20 protein-coding genes are annotated in these 21191 nt (G+C 26.3%); 4 read left to right on the forward strand and 16 right to left on the reverse strand.

Annotation, left to right across the window (positions count from 1 at the left end; all coding sequences use genetic code 11):
• The first annotated feature begins 148 nt into the window (after window positions 1-148).
• Both ABHC41_RS02480 and ABHC41_RS02485 read left to right on the forward strand, forming a co-directional pair.
• Complete coding sequence (locus ABHC41_RS02480; RefSeq protein WP_166504936.1) at window positions 149-547, forward strand: NusG domain II-containing protein; 399 nt, start codon at window positions 149-151, stop codon at window positions 545-547.
• 35 nt (window positions 548-582) lie between these two features.
• Window positions 583-1113 (forward strand): Gx transporter family protein, encoded by a 531-nt coding sequence (locus ABHC41_RS02485; protein ID WP_271892026.1) that lies wholly within the window; start codon window positions 583-585, stop codon window positions 1111-1113.
• Window positions 1114-1481: 368 nt separating this feature from the next.
• Here ABHC41_RS02485 and ABHC41_RS02490 read toward each other — a convergent pair whose 3' ends face one another.
• Complete coding sequence (locus ABHC41_RS02490; protein ID WP_092927122.1) at window positions 1482-2402, reverse strand: hypothetical protein; 921 nt, start codon at window positions 2400-2402, stop codon at window positions 1482-1484.
• 267 nt (window positions 2403-2669) lie between these two features.
• On the opposite strand from ABHC41_RS02490, the gene mscL reads away from it, so the two are divergent.
• The gene (mscL, locus tag ABHC41_RS02495; RefSeq protein WP_092927124.1) at window positions 2670-3092 is read left to right on the forward strand and encodes a large-conductance mechanosensitive channel protein MscL; all 423 of its coding nucleotides are present in this window, start codon (window positions 2670-2672) and stop codon (window positions 3090-3092) included.
• A 160-nt stretch (window positions 3093-3252) separates the two neighbouring features.
• Here the strand turns inward: mscL and ABHC41_RS02500 are convergent, their stop codons facing one another.
• The 3 genes from ABHC41_RS02500 to ABHC41_RS02510 all read right to left on the reverse strand — a co-directional run bounded on the left by ABHC41_RS02500 (window position 3253) and on the right by ABHC41_RS02510 (window position 7032).
• Complete coding sequence (locus tag ABHC41_RS02500) at window positions 3253-4596, reverse strand: sodium:alanine symporter family protein (protein ID WP_195580860.1); 1344 nt, start codon at window positions 4594-4596, stop codon at window positions 3253-3255.
• A gap of 26 nt (window positions 4597-4622) precedes the next feature.
• Window positions 4623-5612, reverse strand: coding sequence for a PHP domain-containing protein (locus tag ABHC41_RS02505; RefSeq protein WP_166504932.1), 990 nt, complete (start codon window positions 5610-5612; stop codon window positions 4623-4625).
• A gap of 127 nt (window positions 5613-5739) precedes the next feature.
• Window positions 5740-7032, reverse strand: a complete 1293-nt coding sequence (locus tag ABHC41_RS02510; protein WP_166504931.1) for an MFS transporter — start codon at window positions 7030-7032, stop codon at window positions 5740-5742.
• 329 nt (window positions 7033-7361) lie between these two features.
• Between ABHC41_RS02510 and ABHC41_RS02515 the strand changes: the two genes are divergently transcribed.
• Window positions 7362-8159, forward strand: coding sequence for a DeoR/GlpR family DNA-binding transcription regulator (locus tag ABHC41_RS02515; protein WP_092927132.1), 798 nt, complete (start codon window positions 7362-7364; stop codon window positions 8157-8159).
• A gap of 260 nt (window positions 8160-8419) precedes the next feature.
• Here the strand turns inward: ABHC41_RS02515 and ABHC41_RS02520 are convergent, their stop codons facing one another.
• The 12 genes from ABHC41_RS02520 to ABHC41_RS02575 all read right to left on the reverse strand — a co-directional run bounded on the left by ABHC41_RS02520 (window position 8420) and on the right by ABHC41_RS02575 (window position 20878).
• On the reverse strand, window positions 8420-8614 hold the full coding sequence (locus tag ABHC41_RS02520) for a hypothetical protein (protein ID WP_092927134.1): 195 nt from the start codon (window positions 8612-8614) through the stop codon (window positions 8420-8422).
• A 346-nt stretch (window positions 8615-8960) separates the two neighbouring features.
• Window positions 8961-9476: a VanZ family protein gene (locus ABHC41_RS02525; RefSeq protein WP_092927136.1), complete on the reverse strand. Its 516-nt coding sequence runs from the start codon at window positions 9474-9476 to the stop codon at window positions 8961-8963.
• A gap of 93 nt (window positions 9477-9569) precedes the next feature.
• Complete coding sequence (locus tag ABHC41_RS02530; RefSeq protein ID WP_195580859.1) at window positions 9570-10340, reverse strand: hypothetical protein; 771 nt, start codon at window positions 10338-10340, stop codon at window positions 9570-9572.
• Complete coding sequence (locus ABHC41_RS02535) at window positions 10333-10812, reverse strand: RNA polymerase sigma factor (protein WP_092927140.1); 480 nt, start codon at window positions 10810-10812, stop codon at window positions 10333-10335. Before ABHC41_RS02535 ends, ABHC41_RS02530 begins: the two co-directional genes overlap by 8 nt.
• A 206-nt stretch (window positions 10813-11018) precedes the next feature.
• Entirely contained in the window at window positions 11019-11468 is a 450-nt protein-coding gene (locus ABHC41_RS02540) for a GyrI-like domain-containing protein (protein ID WP_330615383.1), read from the reverse strand.
• 18 nt (window positions 11469-11486) lie between these two features.
• The gene (locus ABHC41_RS02545) at window positions 11487-11642 is read right to left on the reverse strand and encodes a hypothetical protein (RefSeq protein WP_330405564.1); all 156 of its coding nucleotides are present in this window, start codon (window positions 11640-11642) and stop codon (window positions 11487-11489) included.
• Window positions 11643-11798: 156 nt separating this feature from the next.
• A complete protein-coding gene (locus ABHC41_RS02550) occupies window positions 11799-14000 on the reverse strand; it encodes a GGDEF domain-containing protein (protein WP_195580858.1) in 2202 nt (733 codons plus the stop codon).
• Window positions 14001-14665: 665 nt separating this feature from the next.
• A complete protein-coding gene (locus tag ABHC41_RS02555) occupies window positions 14666-15364 on the reverse strand; it encodes a LytTR family DNA-binding domain-containing protein (RefSeq protein ID WP_195580857.1) in 699 nt (232 codons plus the stop codon).
• A gap of 619 nt (window positions 15365-15983) precedes the next feature.
• A complete protein-coding gene (locus ABHC41_RS02560) occupies window positions 15984-17045 on the reverse strand; it encodes an SH3 domain-containing protein (protein ID WP_166504926.1) in 1062 nt (353 codons plus the stop codon).
• 951 nt (window positions 17046-17996) lie between these two features.
• Window positions 17997-18764, reverse strand: coding sequence for an ABC transporter ATP-binding protein (locus ABHC41_RS02565; RefSeq protein WP_271892027.1), 768 nt, complete (start codon window positions 18762-18764; stop codon window positions 17997-17999).
• The gene (locus ABHC41_RS02570; RefSeq protein ID WP_176579601.1) at window positions 18764-19855 is read right to left on the reverse strand and encodes an iron ABC transporter permease; all 1092 of its coding nucleotides are present in this window, start codon (window positions 19853-19855) and stop codon (window positions 18764-18766) included. Before ABHC41_RS02570 ends, ABHC41_RS02565 begins: the two co-directional genes overlap by 1 nt.
• Before the next feature lie 9 nt (window positions 19856-19864).
• Entirely contained in the window at window positions 19865-20878 is a 1014-nt protein-coding gene (locus ABHC41_RS02575; RefSeq protein WP_271892028.1) for an ABC transporter substrate-binding protein, read from the reverse strand.
• Window positions 20879-21191 lie beyond the last annotated feature (313 nt).

Genomic DNA, 21191 nt, shown 5'->3' on the forward strand with positions numbered 1-21191 from the left:
TAATGGGATTATACACTCTAATTTAGTAAACATATTAATATTTTTTTATAAAATATATTTTTTAGATTGCCATTTATATTTTATATCCTTTAAAATTCAATTATATGAAGATTTAATATTTTTGAATAACCTAAAGGAGAAATCATTTATGAAAAGTTTAAAAAAGCTTGATATTATTATTATTGTATCATTACTTATTTTATCTTTTGTACCGAGTATAATTTTCTCAAAATCCCTTTCTAAAAATTTTAATTCAACTTATGTTAGTATAAAAGTTAATGGTAAATTTTATGATAATATACCTTTATCTTCTTTTAAAGATGAGAAAACCTTTACTATAAAATCTAAACATGGTACTAATGATGTATTAGTAAAAGATAATAAAATAAAAATTATAAAAGCAAATTGCAAAGATGAGCTTTGCATAAAGCAAGGTGAAATATCTAATGTAGGTGAAAATATTATTTGCCTACCAAATGAATTAATAATTGAAATTAAAGGAGCTGAAAAAGATAGTTCATCTGATGATATGATACTATCACACTAATTATGAAATTAAACAAAACTTCTAAAATGATTTATATGTCATTACTCGTGTCAATGGCGTTAATACTATCCTTGATTGAACGAATGATGCCAATTCCATTTGTAACTCCTGGTGCTAAACTTGGACTTGCAAACTTGATTATAATAATATCAATCTATACATTAGATAATTATAAAGATTCTTTTATTATACTTATATTAAGAGTATTTTTAGCTGCAATCTTTGGTGGTAATATATCTACACTGTTGTACAGTGCTACTGGTGGTATATTTAGTTTTATTGCCACTATAATTACTAAAAAATTAGGTGGTAAACATGTTTCTGTAATAGGTGTTAGTTCTTGTGCTGCGGTATTTCATAATGTAGGCCAATTACTTGCAGCATCTCTTATTTTAAATAATTTTGGAGTATTTCTATATCTTCCAGTATTGTCTACAATAGGTATTATTACAGGTATATTTATAGGACTTTCTGCAAATTATCTCTTGAGCCATTTATCCCAATTACCTTATTTTAGAAATAGATTAAATTTGGATAATAAAAAATCTTCATTAAAATATAATTAAAAAAGGAGGTATCTCAAATCGAGATTCGCTCCTTTTTTAATATAGTTTTAATATTTGCTTAATTGTTCCATGAACCAAATATTCATTATAAGATAATATATCCCATATTTAGTTACATAATTTCACTAAAAAATAATACAGATATTACATGTCAAAATAGATTAAACTTCCCCCCTTGAAGTTATACAGAGCTCTTGCAAATAGCAAGTTCATGTCCACCTCCCTCTGTATTTCTAGACTTATCTCCTCAATAGTCATATTTTTAAAGGTAATTTGAACATTTTTATATTCATCTACTATATAAATATACTCTCAAATTTTCCATAAGATATTTACTTATATTTACAAGTAAATTTATAAATGATATATTAAAATAAATTTGTAATTTCCCCAGTATACATATCTACATTATACCATCCTAGAGTAGCTATATGTGAACCCTCTCCCTCTATTTCAACAAGTTCATAAACTTGTATAACATAATTATTACCTTCTATATGATCTACTTTAATTTTTGCATTCAACCCTTCTCCTATTAATTTATCTTTAACTAGATAAATAGCCTCTTCTTCTGATAGTTTATTTGTCATATTTTCAGTAGGTTTTAAATCTTCATTTTTACTATTATCTACATTTATTTTTACTGTTTCTCTTTCTATCTCTGTTCCATCTTTATTAAATCCATAAGCTACTACATAGTATCCTTTATTACCTAATTCATCAGTCCAAGTTATGCAATAGTTTGGTATAGTTTCTGGTTCATGTAGTCTTATTATTATTGAATTATTTTTATCTAATATTACATCCTCAAGTTCTATATAATTAAGTTCACTATATTTTTCTAAGTATGCATCTATATCAACTCCTACATCCATAAATTCTTCACCTAACTCATGTACTCGTATATTTTTTATGGCTCCGTCAGTTTCAAGTAATAATAATACATTTCCTTCTATTTGCGTATTTGTGTATATTTTGCTGCTTTTAGATTTTGATTTTAACTCATCTATACCTTCTTTAGAAGTATCATAAGATTTTTCTATAAATAATGTCTTTTCTTTTAATTCATTACTGTCTTTAGTTATTTTCAAATCTTTACCTGTTTTTCTAGCTGATTCTTTATCTTCTTTTTTAGCTGCCTCCATGACTTCTACCGATACATTTGACTTAGTACTTGTTTTTTCTCTAGGTTTTTCTTCAGCATTAGAACACCCCACTAATAATAAAGAAATTATTAAAATTAATAGATTTAATGTTATTTTAATTTTACTAACTAATATATTTTTCATATAATACCACCTCTATTATATATATGTCCTAATTGAGTATATGATTTTTAATTATTAATTAGTATAAAAGTTTTCTACAATAAGTTGTAATCCTCACTATTTTTCTAAGAATCCTAATTTTGGATAATTCATAGCCAAAGTATACTTAAATATAGTTATAATTTTATAATAATTATATTTAGATTTTCATTTTAATTTTTCACCCCTTGTAAGTTTTATTATTATATAGTAATATGTATAATCAATAATTCGATAAGGAGTCATATTATGAATAAATTTTTAAATGAGTTTAAAGAATTTGCTGTTAAAGGAAATATAATAGATTTAGCAGTAGGTGTTGTTATCGGAGGTGCGTTTTCTAAAATAGTCACTTCTTTAGTCAATGATATTATAATGCCAATAGTAGGAATGGCTACTGGTGGAATAAACTTTTCAGAGTATAAGATAGTATTAAAAGAATCTATAGGATCTATTCCTGCCGTTACTTTGAATGTAGGTAATTTTTTACAGACTTCAGTTGATTTTTTAATAGTAGCATTTTGTATTTTTATATTTGTTAAAGCTATAAACAAGTTAAAGTTTACTAGAAAAAAAGAAGAGGCTGCAACTAAAGAGGAAAATGTTGCTCAAACACCTGAAGAAGTTTTGCTACTTAGAGATATTAAGGATTTATTAAAGAATCAAAATTGATAAAAAAGGATAGACAAATTAAGTCTATCCTTTTTTATTAATTTTTAATTTAGTATAGCATTCTTTAAATTTATACTGAAATCGCTTAAATTTTTAACTATTTTATTTTTTACCATAAAAATTAAAGTTTACTTATATTATTTAATTTACTAAGTTAATACTAAGCAAAATATTCATTAGTGGCTTTTTTTACTTTTGGAACTAATACAATCAATGCTAAAAGATTTGGTATTATAAGAAGCCCAAGAGCACAATCTTGTATCAGCCATACTATATCCATACTAACTAATGCTCCAATAATACTAAATATAGGAAAAACATATTTGAAATTAACTGCTACAGTTTCTCCCAGTACATAATTTAGTCCTACATATCCAAAATACCACTGACTCATAAGAGAAGTTAATGAGAATAAAATTAAACTTAAAGATACAATATACCCCATTAATGGATGTATTGTTTTAAACGCATTTATTACTAAAATAGATGGATGTTCACCACTATTTAATACACCTGTACATCCTAAAATCAATCCTGTTATGGTACATATTACAATTGTATCTATAAATACTTCAGTAACACCAAATATAGCTTGTTCTACAGGATGTTTTACATTTGCTGCCGAATGAATTACTGGAGCAGAACCTTCCCCTGCTTCGTTTGAGTATAAGCCTCTGGCTACACCAAATCTCATAGCTTCTTTGATAGTATGACCTGCCATACCACCTACACCAGCTTCAAATGTAAATGCACTTTTAATTATATCCTCTAATACACCTGGAACTTTATCTATATTAACTAATATTAAAAATAAGCCAAACAATATGTAGAATATAGCCATTATAGGAACAATTTTTTGAGTAACAGTTGCTAATCTTTTAAGTCCACCATAAACTATGGTAAAAACTATAGTAACTAATAATATACCAGTTATCAATGGAGATACGCTAAATGTATTCTTCATCACACTAGATATAGTATTAGATTGTATAAGATTACCACCTATTATTTGAACAGTCATAAGTATAGCAGTTATACTTCCTAATATAGGTAGATTTAACCCTTTAGAAATATAATACATAGGTCCGCCTATATATTCACCTTTATTATTTTTTTCTCTATATAAAATACCTAAAATAATTTCCCCAAACTTAGTTGCCATTCCTAAAAATGCAGCTACCCACATCCAAAAAATTGCACCTATTCCCCCAGATGCAAGTGCAGTAGAAACACCTATAATATTTCCACTACCTACGCAACTTGCTAAAGCTGTGCACATTGCTTGAAATGACGTTATAGACCCCTCAGAACTTGATTTATCTCCTTTAAAATTTTGCTTCATAGGATTTATTATTGTCTGGTTTATTATATACGGAAAATTTTTAAATTGAACAAATCCTGTTGCAAAGGAATATAATAAACCTACTGCTAAAAGGGTAAATAATAACCAATTTCCCCATAAGATACTTGCAAGCTGTCTCAAAAAAAGTTCCAAATTTTCCATACTTCTCCCTCTCAATGTCAATACATTTATTTTGACTTTATATCATCTATAAATATAGGATTGCTCCATGCTATTTTACCATATTTATCAACACATTCTATTCTTATATATGTTTCATTTCCTCTTAGCTCAAACTCTGCTCTTGTAATACTATCTTCTTTAGGCTCTCCCCAATATGAAAAACCACCATTTATAGCATTTCCAGACATAAAGTTGACATGATTTACAGGAGAACATTCTACATATGCAACTCCATCTTTTATACCAAAATCATATATTTGAGGACCTGATGAAGAATAGTAATCTCCATTTATTAATGCATTTATTATATTATCATGTTCTAGAGATTCAGCTTTAACCATTACCCATCCTCCAAATGAATCCGGTAAGAAATCTTCATTATGATTATCATCTGATGCAAATGCAAATACTTTATTTCCTTTTCTCAACATAGTATCCCAATGAGTTGTATCATATCCTGTATTACTTTCTAATACTGTACCATGATTATATATTTCTAAAGCAAAGATTCCTTTTGTATCTATAAAATCTTCTTGGTCTACTCTTGACCATAAAGGGTGATTATAAGTTGATATACACCCCTTAGCTTCCATAAGATTAGCTATGTCTTGAGCGGTTTTAGCACCTTCCCATACTAGAGGTTCTAAAATTTCCATATGTTTGAAAAGCTTACCCTTAGCCTTTTCTTGCATTTCTGTAGTTCCCAATAATCCATGCAAATGATGTATTTTTTTTCTTTGATTATCCTCATCATATAATACACTTGAGCATTCTATCCCAGGTAATATTATAAATCCTTCACTATTTAATTCTCCTCTAAAATCTGTGTATATATCATGCTCACTTAAGCACATAAAATCATATCCATTTCCTTTATACAGATTCACTGATTCCTGTGGAGTTAATTTTCCATCTGAAACTGTAGTATGACTATGTAAATTTCCTTTAAACCATTCTCCATTTCTCTTAAAACCATTTATATTTATATTTTTCATATTATTTTTCTCCTATTTTAAATAATACATGTTCTATGATTTTATATATAATTACTTCTATAACCTATGGATATATCCACAGGTTATAGAAAATTTTTTAATTTTTTATTTAACATATCTCTTATACTTATCTTGCATCTTCTGCTTGCTTACGTTTTATAACTCTAACTAAGTAAGAACTTATAAAAAATCCTAAAATTGAGAATCCTACCATTGTCATAAATACCATTTTATATCCTGATAATCCTGGACTTTTATCTAACATACTTCCATAAAGAGTGTATGCAAATGTTGATGGGAAGTACCCTACAAGAGATCCTATAGACATCGCTGCACCACTTATTTCTTTTGGTACTTTTATTTCATCCATTGGAGCAAAAAATACTGCTCTCATTGTGAATATTATAGCTCCAAATCCTAGTGTTAAGCTCATCCCAGTATATATACTCATTGATTCATGAGGTAAAAATATTATTATTGTCATAGCTATTGCTGCTACAACAAATGCTGCTCTTATATATTTAGCTGTAGATTTAGTAACTTTATCTGCTAGGAATCCTCCCACTGGCCCTCCTACCATCTTTAGTCCATATTGGTTTATTATACCATATGCCCCTACTAATGTTGCTGGCATAGCATATACATCACTTAAAAATGGTATAAAGTATGTAAGGCCACAATATACACAATATACAGAGAATATTGTAAATGCAACAACCCATATTTCTTTCATCTTTATAGCATTAATCATGCCTTGGAATGCAGCTGCATTTTTACCAATTTTTTCGCCTGATTCATTTACTTCCTTTATTTCATCATGTGGAACTGTAAAAAACGATATTATCCCAACTACTATAACAACAGCTGAAAAAAACAGTATACCAGCTTTAAGACCTTGTGCACTTTCACCCATTGCTGAGAATATAGCTAAAGCTGAAAATGCTACTATTGTATCAACTATACCACGTCCAGCTTCTAAAAAACCAAATATTCTACCTTGCTCTTTTTCAGTAGCTATAAGTCTAACTGCTTTTAAAAGTACTGGCCAATAAATAACCTCTCCGAATATAGCAAGTACGGCAAATGCTGCTAAAAATCCTGCATACGGAGGAAATGTTGATAAATAAATACCTACAAGTCCTACTCCTATCAATGAGAAAGATATCATATATTTCTTAGAAAACCTATCTGCTAAATAAATTGAGAATATTAATCCAACCGTTTGTACCATCCCATATGTAGATAAGGCCATACCTATTTGAGTATGATTTAATCCCATATATTGTTGCATAGGTATGTAAAATGCATCTTTAAGTGAACTAAGCTTAAATATAGTTCCTGCACCTAGTACGAGAATTGCAAATGTAAACCACCTATTACAAGCATACTTTGTTTTTATTTGTAATTCTTTTTCGTTCATCTTAAACCTCCATGATTAATTTTATAAAATCGTTTTCAAGGTTAAATATATTTACCCTTTTCTTGTTACGGTTATAATTATAATTGGTTTTTTTTGTAAATACAAGTTTTAAATTGTTTTTTTTTGTTTTAAATTGTTTTTTATAGCTTTTTATATTGTTTTTTATAGCTTTTTATCCTTTTTCCATTACTTTTTTCTATAATAAGTGGATTTTTATAAATTTTTGATATATAATTTATAATTAATACCAAAAATATACAATCTAAAATTGTTTTTATCCAATTAAATCAACATTTTTTGATGTCAATATTTTTAAATTTATTCTGGAGGTGGTATTTATAATAGCTGAAGAAAGATATGCCATAATTTTAGATAAGCTAAAATTTGATGGTATAGTAAAAACATCTGATTTAAAAAAAGAATTAAATGCCTCTTCTGAAACTATAAGAAAAGATCTTAAATATCTTGATGAGGCAGGATACTTAGATAGAGTTCATGGAGGAGCTATTCCTAAATCTGATGTAAAACCTGATGATAATGATGATGATGTATATATATCATTTAAAGTTCGTCAATCACAAAATTCTGATATGAAACAATCTATAGCCCTTAAAGCTGCTGAATTAGTCAAAGAAGGTCAATCAATTGGACTAGATTCTGGGACTACCTCTTATGAGCTTGCTAAGGTTCTAAAGAAAAAATTTAATAACCTTACAATAGTTACTAATTCTTTAATAAATGCTTATGAGCTAGTTGATAAAAAAGGATTCACTGTAATTGCGACAGGGGGAGTACTTACCCCTGATGAAAATTCATTTGTTTCTGATTTCGCTACCCTTATACTGGATAAAATAAATCTGGATATGATGTTTTTAACAACATGTGGCGTTTCCTTAGAAAATGGTATAACAGACCAAAGAATGGATGAAGTTGTTATACATAATAAAATGAAAGATTGTTCAAAAGAAGTTGTGGTTTTATCTGATAGTACTAAATTTAATGAAGTGTCACTTATAACAGTCTGCCCTCTTGAAAGTATAGATTGTATCATTACTGATTCTAACATTGATATAGAATTGGTAGAAAAATTTAGAGCTCAAGAACATAATATAATTATCGCTGAATAATGGTTGTACTAATCAGCAATAAAACGAATTTAGAAGTATAATTGTATATTCTTAAAATTTAATTTAAGTGGTTAATTAAATTTTATATAGGGCTATAACTACTTAGATATAGTCCTTTTTCATAATTTCTATAAAAATAAATTTTATTGCTTATGATATCATTTTAAGTTTAATGTCCTTATATACTCTCTTTTCCCAGTTAAAATTTTTTAATACAAATAAAAAAGGAAGTTTTAAATCACTTCCATTTTTACACTATCCTACAATTCTGTATTAGTTTCAAGTGCTTCCACTATCCTTATAATATCAACCTTAAAAAAATTAACTCCACCTATACACATTCTATCATCTGTATTTTCGTCAACTAAATAAACTAATTCTTCTAATTTTTCCTTAGATAAGCCTTTTAAATGTTCTTCTAATGCTTTAACTTCTTGTTCATATGTTGGTCTCATTTTAATTTCTCCTATTTATTTAAAATTTGATATGAATATCCCTATTTTGAGTAAGAATCTGTAAGTTATTTAATATTCTCACTTTTTATAATAATTTATACCCAAATTAATCATTATAATTCTAACTATATTTCTTAATATATATTATATATAATACTAAGAGAATACTTCAATAATTTTCTTTAGCTTTTAAACTTACTCTTAAATCAAATAAGATTTTATTAGCTTAATAAATATAGTAAATAAAAAAGATATAAGCATCTTAGTCATAGCAGACTATACAACCTATATCTTTAAATATTATATTTAAACACTTAGCTTTACTTATTATATTTTTTACTATAATCTAATTGTACATAAATATCCCTATTAATATAATAGATACAATCAACATAATTATAGTACTACAGATAGTTATAAAGCTTTTTACTTTATTATCATATTTAAATATACTTTTAATGATAGTATAAATACCTATTCCAATAATCCCACCAATCGTATTTGTTATAATATCAGTTATATCACTAGCACCTATACCTAATATATATTGACTAATTTCAAATATAAAACTTATTATAACTATTATACATATACTTTTAGATATCCTTACATCCTTTATTATCATATTTATATATATCCCAAATGGTATAAATAAAATTATATTCCCATATATATCCATTTTATTAAATTTACCCTTAAATATATCATTAAATGGAATTATATTAAGTGTCTGTGAAAAAAACCTATCATTACTGAATATCTCTAATGGAGATACATATTTAAACAAAATATTCCACAAAATAAACAATAAATAGAAAATAAATCCCATAATAAATAGAGTATTAATTATTTTCTTGCGCATTTAATTTCCCCCTAGTTTTATATTAAACGTCTTATACCTACAATATAATTATATTGTAGGTATAAATTATCATATTTAATTATAACTTAAACTCTACTTAGTATCTATAACTTCATGTGCCATTTTAACTAATTCATCTTGTGATAAATTGCCATCTCTAACTAGGAAATTATAGTAAATACCATTTTGCTTCCAATTTAAATATTTAACCTCACTTACCTCTATTTCTTTAGATCCATAGCTAAACACATATTTACCAGATAACTCATCTTTTTTATCTTGTTCTGTCATTTCATAATCACCTGGTACAAGCTTATTTTTATATACATTATAATATATCTCTATACCTTTATAAGTATCAACCACTGTTTCTCTATTGGATTTTTCACCTAATATTCCTTCTTGCATTGAAAGATTTATTTTATCCTTGCCATTTTTATAAACAAAATCTATTGTTTTTGACTTCTCAAGTGAACTTCCTTCCTCATCGATACCTTCATAATTTGTAGTGTATCCATTTTCAAATACATATCCATTACTAAATTTATCTACTAACTTTGGTTCAAAACCAAAATCTTCTTTTACTTCTTTATCTGTTGGCATATCAGTATAAATTGGTATATTACTAGAGTGTCCAACTATAGAAAGTATTTTCCCTGCTGCAAATACAGTTGTCCCTAATGCCATAGTTGCCACTAAAGCGGCTATAATCCTTTTTTTAGCCGATACCTTCTTATACACTTTTCTATCTTCCATTTCACTATTCCCCCTTTTTTCTGGTAAGTTATCTAAAGTATCTCTTACCATATTTTTAAAACTTTGTGGTGTATCTAAAAAAATATTATTTAAATTTTTTTTATTCATAAATTACCTCCATATTTTTTAACTTTATTTTTAATAGCTTTCTTCCTTTTGATAATCTACTTTTTACAGTTCCTGAAGGTATTTTTAAAATTTCTTTAATTTCATCCACGCAATACCCTTCTATATAGTAAAGAACTATTGTAATACGAATTCGTGGAGGTAATTTACAAATAGCCAAATATAGTTCACTATAGTCTTTTTTATCATCATTGTAGACTTCAATGCATTCTTCATAAGGTACTACTTTACTTGCTCTACGTTTTAAACTATAGCATTCATTTATAAGTATTCTAATTAACCAAGTTTTAAAATACTTCTCTTCTTTTAATGTATTCAATTTATCATAAGCTTTTAAAATTGCTCCTTGAACTGCATCCTCACAATCTTGGTCATAAATCAAGATTGACTTAGAAACATGATATAAAGTATGTTCAGCTTCAAGAACTTTCTCTATAAATGTACTTTTATTCAATATACTTCCTACCTTTCCTTGCAAATTATAGCGCTATTTCTTTGCTTTACACTAATTAGATGTTTTAATAGAACAAACGGTTCATTTTATTTTAAAATTTTTTAAACTTAAATTTGTAATTTAATTGCAATCAAAAAGCATCTAGCTTTAAACTAAATGCCTATATTTTATATTATTAAATTATTTTTTATTTTTAAATATGTATTTTATATTCTCTCTACTTTGTATCTAAGCACTGTTTTTAACTTTTCAGGTTCAGTCTTTCTAAAATCTGATAAATATATTTCTCTATGAACTTTAGTCCTTAATCTTAAATTATTTTCATCACAAAACTTTTGCATGATTTCAAAAGTTATAGGCTCATCATCATAAAATCCAATATGTAACATTTGTACAGATAAACTATCTTTAATACTTTCAAATTTCACCTTATCTAATAATCTATGTGGCTTTTTCCTTTTTACTTTTTCCATGGCTCTATTAAATACTTCATCATTTACAAAGCTAGGTTGTCTAATCATTAGTGTATATATTAGCTCATTTTTATCTAAATATTCTAGCCCTCTTCCATTTTCTTTTAAATCCCATAATCCTTCTAGAGGATATACTGTATATTCAAAATATCCTTCTGGTATATTATCACTTTTATGCATCATTCTAACTGTATAAGCTAATTAATATAACACTCCTATAGCTTCACTAAATTCCTCACTATTTGGATTACTTCGCCCCTTTATAGTAAAAAATTTAAACTCTGGTATTTCTATTAACTGCGGTTTTTGCTTTGGTATGTAATATTCCTTTTCTTTTTTTCTCCACTCGTGCTTCATACTTACCTCCTTTATTATTTAATAGCTATCTAAATAATATTATACATTCTTTTTGGTTTAAATTGGCAACACTAAGTGTTTAACTAAAAGAGCCTACTATATTTGTCATAAAAAATAAAAGAGTATCAATATATTAATACTCTTTTATATAAATAGCTATTTATTTCCTTTTAAAATTTTTTTTAATTTACATATATCTAATGGCCTATAATAAACATACCCTTGTACCATGTCACATCTAAACTCCCTAAGTATATCTACTTGCTCTCTACTTTCTATTCCTTCACAAACTACATCGATGTTATACTCCTTGGCTAAATTAATAATAGCCTTTAATAAACTCTTAGTCTTTTCATCTTCTTCTATATCAATTGATAAAGTCCTATCTATCTTTAAAACATCTATATCAAGTCTCTTTAAATTGCTTAGATTTGAAGAACCTGTTCCAAAATCATCCATAGAAACCTTGATACCTAGGCTTTTTATATCTCTTATTCTATTATTAATATAATCAATATCATTTAAGGCTGCAGTTTCTGTTATCTCAAATTCTAAGTATTCTGGTGAAATATCATATCTCTTCATAGTATTTCTTATATAATCTATTAGATTATTTTGATAAAGCTCTACCCTCGATAAATTTATAGCAATAGGAACTATATTATCTTTATTTACTTCGCATTTTTTTATTTCTTTGCAAACTTCTTTTATAACCCATCTTCCTATAAGATTTATATCTCCATTTTTCTCAGCTATTGGTATAAATATATTTGGTGATATATATCCTACATCTTTATGTTTCCACCTTATTAAAGCTTCTGCAGATACTATCTTTTCACTATTAATATCTACCTTAGGTTGATATAATATTTCAAATTCTTCATTTTTTAAAGATCTTTTTAAATCCCTTTCTACTATCAGCTTTTGTTGTATCTTATACTCTAGTTCATCATTATATAAATAGTATAATTTATCTCCTACTTTTTTTGATTCTATCCTAGACTTATTTGCATTATCTAAAGCCTTATCAATTTCAATACATTCCTTTTTCATCTTAAATACACCTATATGGGTATTTAATTCTAATTTTTTATTAATATAACGTTGCTTTGTAACATGCTTATTTATATACTCGATTTTTTTTTCAAAGTCTTCATCGTCCTCTATTTTGAATAATAGTGTGAATATATCTTCCCCTATTCTTGCACTAATATTTTCAAACTCTATACTTCTTATATTATCAGCTATCATCTTCAATACCTTATCTCCCTTATCATAGCCAAATAATTCATTTATAGCTTTGAAATTCTTTATATCAAATGCCACTATTACACAAACATAATCCTTAGCCCTATTTAATATTATCTTTTTTGCATCTAATTTAAACTTTAACAAATTTCTAAGATTAGTTAAGGAATCTACATAACTAGCTTCTTCTAATTCTTTTTTATTTTTTATATCTTCATAAGTACCAATAATTACGTATAAGAATAATGACAATATAATTGTAAATAAAGATAATTTTATTGTACTATGTGTTCCTGTAAATACTTTTGCTATAGGAACTATAGATATAGCATACCAATTGTTACTGTTTTTTACCTTATTATAAGCAATTACATTTTTTTCCCCATGTTCATCAAAACTATCTATACCATTATTTCCTTTTTCATTGATTAATTTTAATATTATATCTCTATACATGCCTAAATTTTCTTTAGACCCTAACACTATGTTCCCATTAGAAGTAACAATATATACCTTTACTTTATCTGAAAATGTATTATTTACCAAATTTTTATCTAATATCTCCTTAGGTTCAATCCCTACAATTGCTCCTTTGATTTTTCCATTTATAATTAATGGTCTTGAATATACTGTACCTAGTTCATATTCTAATCTATTTTCTATAAGTTTACTTACATGGTTCCCCCCAGATATGGCTTTTTTAAAATACTCTCTATCCCCTACATATACCTTTTTATCATTATCACCTATATTTATGTAACCATCCATACCCACTATGCCTATGTACTTAAATAAACTTCCACTACTAATTCTATTTATATTTTTTAAAAATATGTCTTCATTATACTTATCTTTGTATTTTTTCATATCTTCGTTTATATATTTATTTATATAATCTAATTTCTCCATTCCATTGTATATATCTATAGATACTTTATTCGAAACCTGCCTATTAAACTCTGCTATACTTCTTTTAGATTCTTCATACAGATTCATTTCTACTTTGGTTATAAATATTATACTTATTAATGTTATTAACAATATCCCCTTCATTCGCTTTAACATTGATTTAACATTAAATACACTCATGCTTGTGTTGTTGCTATCCATTCTAATTCCTCGTAATTTTTTACATTAGATTTCTTATTTTTAATTATTATACTATATTTTTTAATCCTTTTATATGTTAAAATTAAAATACCACTTCAAAAAAATTACCCTGAAGTGGTATATAACTTAATTTAGCTTTTTTCAAACTTTCTAATAATATAATTTTATCTATTCCCTTTTAACTACTATGATATTTAACTATAATATACTGCCCCTTATTTATTGATATTTATTACTCATATATAAACACATTATAAAACACCCCATATAAATTACAAACAAAATTGCTAGATTCATAAAATACTCTCCCACACTTTAATATTTATTAGTATTTTTTCGATATTATTAATCTACCTTATATGTATTATTAAAAAATTTATTTCCCCAACTCTACACACATAATTATTTATTTAATTCAAAGTTTTTTATTTTTCACTAAATATCTAAATTTATATAATATAAATAATTTCTCTATACTTTTTATAATCATCTCGATGTTGTTTACATATAAATCCCACCAAATATATGATAATCCTAATCAAAATCAAAATCAATTTATTTCCTTTTCATTTTCAATAATTTTATGTAAATAGCAATTTTAAAGTATAATTTAGATTTATATATTAATAATAAATTTACCTATAGATATGCTTATCAAATACTATTTAGCATGAACAATTTCCAAATAAATTATCTAATCTTATCTTAAGTTCTTTATTCTTAGATCTACTTATAGGTATTTCAAATCCTCCTATAATTATAGATTTTTCCCTTAGTTCTTGGATTTTCTTTAAATTTACTAAATAACTATGATGACATCTGTAAAAGTTATAACCTAAAACTTTTCCTTCTAATCTTCTCATACTAGCTTCGATAGTATAAGTTTTTTCTTCTGTATATATTGTAACTTCTTTTTTCCTAACCTCAGCATAAAGTATATCTCTAACTGGCAATACTAAAGTTTTTTTCCTAGATTGTATGGATATTATACTATGTTTTTCTAAATATTCTTTTATAGACTTTCTAAGCTGAAGTCTTATTTCCTCATACTTTAAAGGCTTAGCTAAGCATCTATAAGCTCTTGTTTCAAAAATATAATCTGCTGGCGTAGTAAACATTACCTCTACATTCTTATCAATTTCCCTTATTTTTCTGGCTATATCCGCGCTGCTTATTCCGTTAATTTTAATGTCTAAAAATAATATATCTAAATTTTTAGGATAGTCATTTAATAATTCTTCTTTACAAGAGTATTTAAGCAAATTATATTCTATACTCTCATCTTTTAAAATTTTATCTATATGCTTTTCTAATATTCCTATATTTAATACATCATCATCGCAAATGGCTAATGTAAAGCTCATATTTACTCCCCCTATGTTTCTATATTTAAATTAAAATAAATATCAATAGAGATTTATAAAATTAAAATCTTTATATGTAAAAAAATATTGTCATCTTTATATTACTATATTTTTAATTTATAAACTACTTTTATCTAATATATAATTAGTAGGATATACATTTTTGCATTAATTAATAAAACAAATAACTAATATAACCTTCCTAAATAAAAATAAAAGCCTTCTTTTTTAATATTTTAAAAGAAGGCTTTTGTTTAAGTTTAATCATATATTATATTTCTATTTTTTTCAAAACACCTAAAAATGTTGCTAAGTCATTATCTGGCGTACTTATATGTCTTATATTAAATGTATCTACTAAGTATTGAAGCACATTAGGACGTCTTGAAGTGCTGCTATTTCTGAAGTCTTTCCACATACTCCAACTTTAGTACATCCCTTACTTCCTGATGTTTGTTCACATTGATAACAAAACATCGGATAATCAATATAGTACCTCCTTATTTTTTCATTCTATAATAGATTTACTATATCTCGTCTATATATAATTACTTATAAAATTTTATTTAAACAAAAGCCAAGATTAAATTAATTTAATCTTGGCTTTTTCAATTTATATTTATCCTAATATTTGTATTTCTATATTTTGTCTACCAAAGTTTGTACATTGTTGCTCACTACCCATGAATATATCTATCTTATTACCTTTTATAGCTCCACCACAGTCTTCTGCAACGAATACTTTGTCAAACATAGGTATATAAACTTTAGTTCCATAAGGTATAACAGATGGATCTACTGCTATTGTTCCCCACTTAGGAGTAGTTCCTGTAGCTGTTATGCTATGTCCTGAATAAGCACTTGCATTTACAGTAAGTTTACGCCCTTTAGTGTTTGATGTAGCTTTCTCTTCCTTAACTGGCTCTTTTTTCTCAACTACATTAGATTTACTTGCTGAAGTCTTTGGACTATCTGACGTAGTATTTGATACTACATTATTTACTTTTTCTACTCTTTCTAATTGTTGCATTTGAGCTAATTCTTGTTGTCTTTTAGCCTCTTCTTCTTTTTGCTTTCTTTCTTGAGATTCTGTTAATACATATTCAGCAGAAACCCAACCAGTTTTTTCTTCTTTTTTATCATCATTTGAAGCTTCTTTTTCTGATTTTGTAGCTTCATCTTCTACTAACTTAACTTGGTGCCATACTTCTTTTGTATCTTTATTTTCATCTTTAATCTCTGCTGTTTTTAACACTTCAACAACAGTATTATTCTTTAATGTTTCTAACTTTTCTTCATCTGTAGATGGTCCTTTTCTTAAGTTTAATTCATCTACATTTACCTTAGCTTTTTCTTTAACTGTAAATTCACCACTTACCCAACCTTCTTTTCCATCAGAAAGTTTTATCTTATCCCATCCATCTTTAGTTTCTAATACTTCTACGACAGAACCTTCTTTTAAAGCACCTATTTTGTCTTCATCTTCAGATGGTCCTTTTCTTATATTTAATATATCTGCAACTACTATTTCATTGTTTTCTATTTTCATTTCTTGTTTTTTATCTGAATTTACTTCCACTTTGTTATCTGCATATATATTCCCAGCTGATGCGTACATCCCACCTATTACTAATCCTAATGCCAATATCGTTGATTTATTCATTCTCTTTTTCAAACTCATAAAAACCTCCTAATAAGTAAAATTATATATTATTAACTATCTCATATTTTTTAATTCATATTCTTTTGTTTGTTACTTTTTTGTAACTTTTCTTAACTTGTTATTAATCTTAATACACTTTTTAGGATTTGTAAACACCATTTTAGGCAAAAATTAAAAAAGGGTAACAAATTAGTTACAAATTGTAACAGTCTTAATCTATTGAAGTTCCAACGTTTCTTAAACATTAGATTTTGCTAAAAAATTTTAAAAAATTTTTTTTAAAAAATAGCTATTTAAGCATAAATTTTTGCCTAAATAGCTATTTTAATCATACTTACTAACTATTATTTTTACTAGTAATTAGTAAAAAATAGTTACAATATTAGCTTCATTTTTTATTTTTATATTCATATATAAATTTTATTAAAAACATTAAATTTATATATTAAATTTATAGTCAAATTAAGCTGTAACTTTTGCTTTTTTAGCTTTTACCATTCTTAGTTGATAATAATTTACTCTTAACAACTTATAAAAAATATTCATGTATAAAATCATCTAATGATAAAATATTTAATAAAAAATTAACGATATTATATGATTTAAAGTCTTATATCAGTGTTATTTTATCTGTTAATTTATACTAATATTTAATACTAAAATAAGTTTATAGATATCCATGTAAATTAATTTATAAAACCTAGTTATTTCAAGATATCCACCTTATTTTTTATTATTTTTTTCAATTTTTTCTTCTATTTAAAATGAAACCTGTAAAATATATTTATTTTTTATATTTAATATAAATTTTATAATTTAAGTCTATTAAGTTATTTTTAAAGTATAAGTAAACTATAAAGAACGAATTTTTTGACTTTTGTACAATAATTAAACAATATCTTCAAATATAAAAGTAGTAGTTTTAAATCCTATTAAAACTACTACTTTATTTATATATTATTTATTTACCTACTTATATATATTATAAGAAATACTCACTAATTTACCATTTTCATCCTTGTTAATTATAGCATCAACCTCGTAAACTTCTTTTATAAGTTCTTTAGTCATAACTTCACTAGGAGTCCCATATGCTATAATTTTTCCATCCTTTAAAACATATATTTTATCACAATACATTAATGCAATATTTAAATCATGTATTGCAGCTATTACTTCTATATTTAATCCTTTTACAATACTCATTAACTGCAATTGATGCTTGATATCTAAATGATTTGTAGGTTCATCTAATACTAAGCAATCCGTTTGTTGAGCAAGTGCTCTTGCTAGTATTATTCTCTGTTGCTCTCCTCCTGATAAAGTATTGAAACTTCTTTCCTTAAAATCTATCATACCTACTTTTTCTAAAGCATCATCAACTATTTCAAAATCTTCTTTAGAATCTCTCTCCATTATCTTTTTATGAGGTGATCTTCCCATAAGAACAATATCATATACCTTAAAATCAAAATCATAATAGTTATGTTGAGATAATACAGCTAATTTCTTAGCACTCTCCTTAATAGGTATAGTTGATAAATCTTCATCCCCTAACATAATAACTCCGCTAGATGGCTTTAAATTTCTGTAGATACATTTTAAGAGAGTGGATTTTCCACTCCCATTTGGACCTATTATTCCAACAAATTCTTTATTTTCAACATTTATATCTATTCCTTTTAATATGTCATTGTTACCAATACTTAGTTTTACACCTTCTGTTTTTATATGCATTAACTTTTACCTCCAAAACCATAAGTCTTTCTAATCATCAACCAAACAAAACAAGGTGAGCCTATAATAGATATAAGAATTCCTATAGGTATTTCCGTTCCTTTTATTATACTTCTTGATAATACATCTGCCCATATCAAAAATATTGCACCTAATATAGAAGCTACTGGAATTAATTTTTTATGATCTGTCCCAAATATCATTCTAACTATATGAGGTATAATAAGACCTACAAATCCTATCATTCCAGATGAATAAACTAATAGTCCTATCATAAGAGAGGTTATAATAAGGTATAAATGTCTATATTTATGAAGATCAGTTCCTAGCGTAACTGCAACTTCATCTCCAAGCAACATTAAGTTTAAAATTCTAGATTGAGTAGCAAAAAATATTGCCCCAAATAATATAGAAGGAAGTATAAATACTATTTGTTCCCATTTAGCACCAGCTAAGCTTCCCATAAGCCAAAAAGTTATCTTTTGCATACCTTGTGCGTCATCTGCGATATAAACTATAAAACTAGAAAATGCACTACATACAGAACTAAGTGCCATACCTGCTAATAATAACTTTACAGAGTTTGCTCTTCCTCCTATATTTGCTATAATTAAAACTAATATAGACACAAGAAATGCTCCTATAAATCCAGCTATTCCAATATAGTTTCCACCAAATACGCTTCCGACTCCTAACATTATGGCTAATGTTGCACCTAGTGATGCTCCTGATGATACTCCTAGTATATATGGATCTGCTAATGGATTTTTCACTATAGCTTGCATAACTATTCCAACTACAGATAGACCTATTCCAACTGCAATAGCAAGGACTATCCTTGGCAATCTTATAAGCCATACTACATCATGAATTGCACCATTCGATACTGCTTCATTTTGACTTAAGTTAAATATTTTATTTATTATAATGCTATAAACTTCTCTAATACTTATATCTACCGAACCGATTGTTACAGCAAATCCTATTGATAAAAATAATAATATTAATAATACAACAGAAACACCTATATATATAGGTGTCTCCTTAAATATATTTTTTTTACTTGATGATAGATTGATTCTATTCTCCATAAACTACTCCTACTTATTTAAGTTTGGATATAACCCTTTTGCAAATGCATTTATTCCATCTATTGTTCTTATACCACTACAATACATATCTCCTAGTGGTATAGGGTTTACTCTATTATTTTTAACTGCTTTTAAGCTTGAAAGTGCAGGATTTTTAAGTATTTTATTTACTTCTTCTTGGCCTGCTTTTTCATCTCCTCTGTTCATATAAACAACAAATATTGAATCTGGATTTAATTTTATTAAATCTTCTTCTCCAATATTTCCGCCTTCAGGGTTTAATACTTTACCACCCAATCTAGTTACCATATCTCCACCTAAACTTTTAGCTCCATAAGTATATATTTTCCCGTCCATATACTCTATTATTAAAGTTGTTTGCTCTTTTTGGTCTTTGACACTTTTAGAGACTTCATCTATCTTAGTATTTATTTCATTAGCTATTTTCTCTGCTTTATCTTCTACATTAAATATTTTTCCTAGGTTTAATATATCTGTAATTTCATTTTCAACAGTTCTATCTTCAGCTGCCCCACTATTTAAGGCCATATATGTATTTATATTATTTTTATGCCAATAATCAACATCACCTAATCTCTTATCATCAAATATAGAGTACCAAGATAATATAAAGTCTGGTTGCTCCATTAATACAGTTTCTTTATCTGGTGTAAATTGTTCTGAATAATTTACTTTAGAAAAAGCTTCTTTATATTCATCTTTAACATCATGGTCAAGTCCTGCTGCTAACTTTATTTTATCTCCTAGCCCTAATGCTAACATAGTTTCTATTGAGTTTTGATATACAGCAACGACATTTTCTGGCTCTTTATCAAAAGTTATTTCTACTGGTTCTTTTTTATAATTATGAGTTGTTATAGTAACTGGATAATGTAAATTTGTTTTACTTGATGATTTTACATCACTTTCAGTTTTTTCAGTTTTTGTTCCACTACATCCTGTTATTCCTAGTATCATTATAGAACTTAATATTATAGCTATACTTTTTTTCAATTTTTTCATATTATTCCCCCAAATTTTGTCATTTAACTATTGATATTATAACACACATTTATTTTGTTTTATTGTCGAAATTTACGAACAATTATGTCGTTATTGTGTCATTTTTAGGACATCTTATATAAATTTAATATTTGTTCAAATTTTATCTACTAATTATGTATTTATTTTGGGATATAAACCTTTTGCAAAAGTTTTTATAATAAAAGTATAATCACTTTATTTTAATGTTAGCTCTAAATAAAAATTTAAAAACACTATGTCCTAAGTATTGCCTTTAAAAATTTACATAAAAATAAATCTTAAGAATATTTTT

It is taken from the genome of Romboutsia sp. 1001216sp1, from assembly GCF_039841805.1.
GTDB lineage: Bacteria > Bacillota > Clostridia > Peptostreptococcales > Peptostreptococcaceae > Romboutsia_C > Romboutsia_C hominis.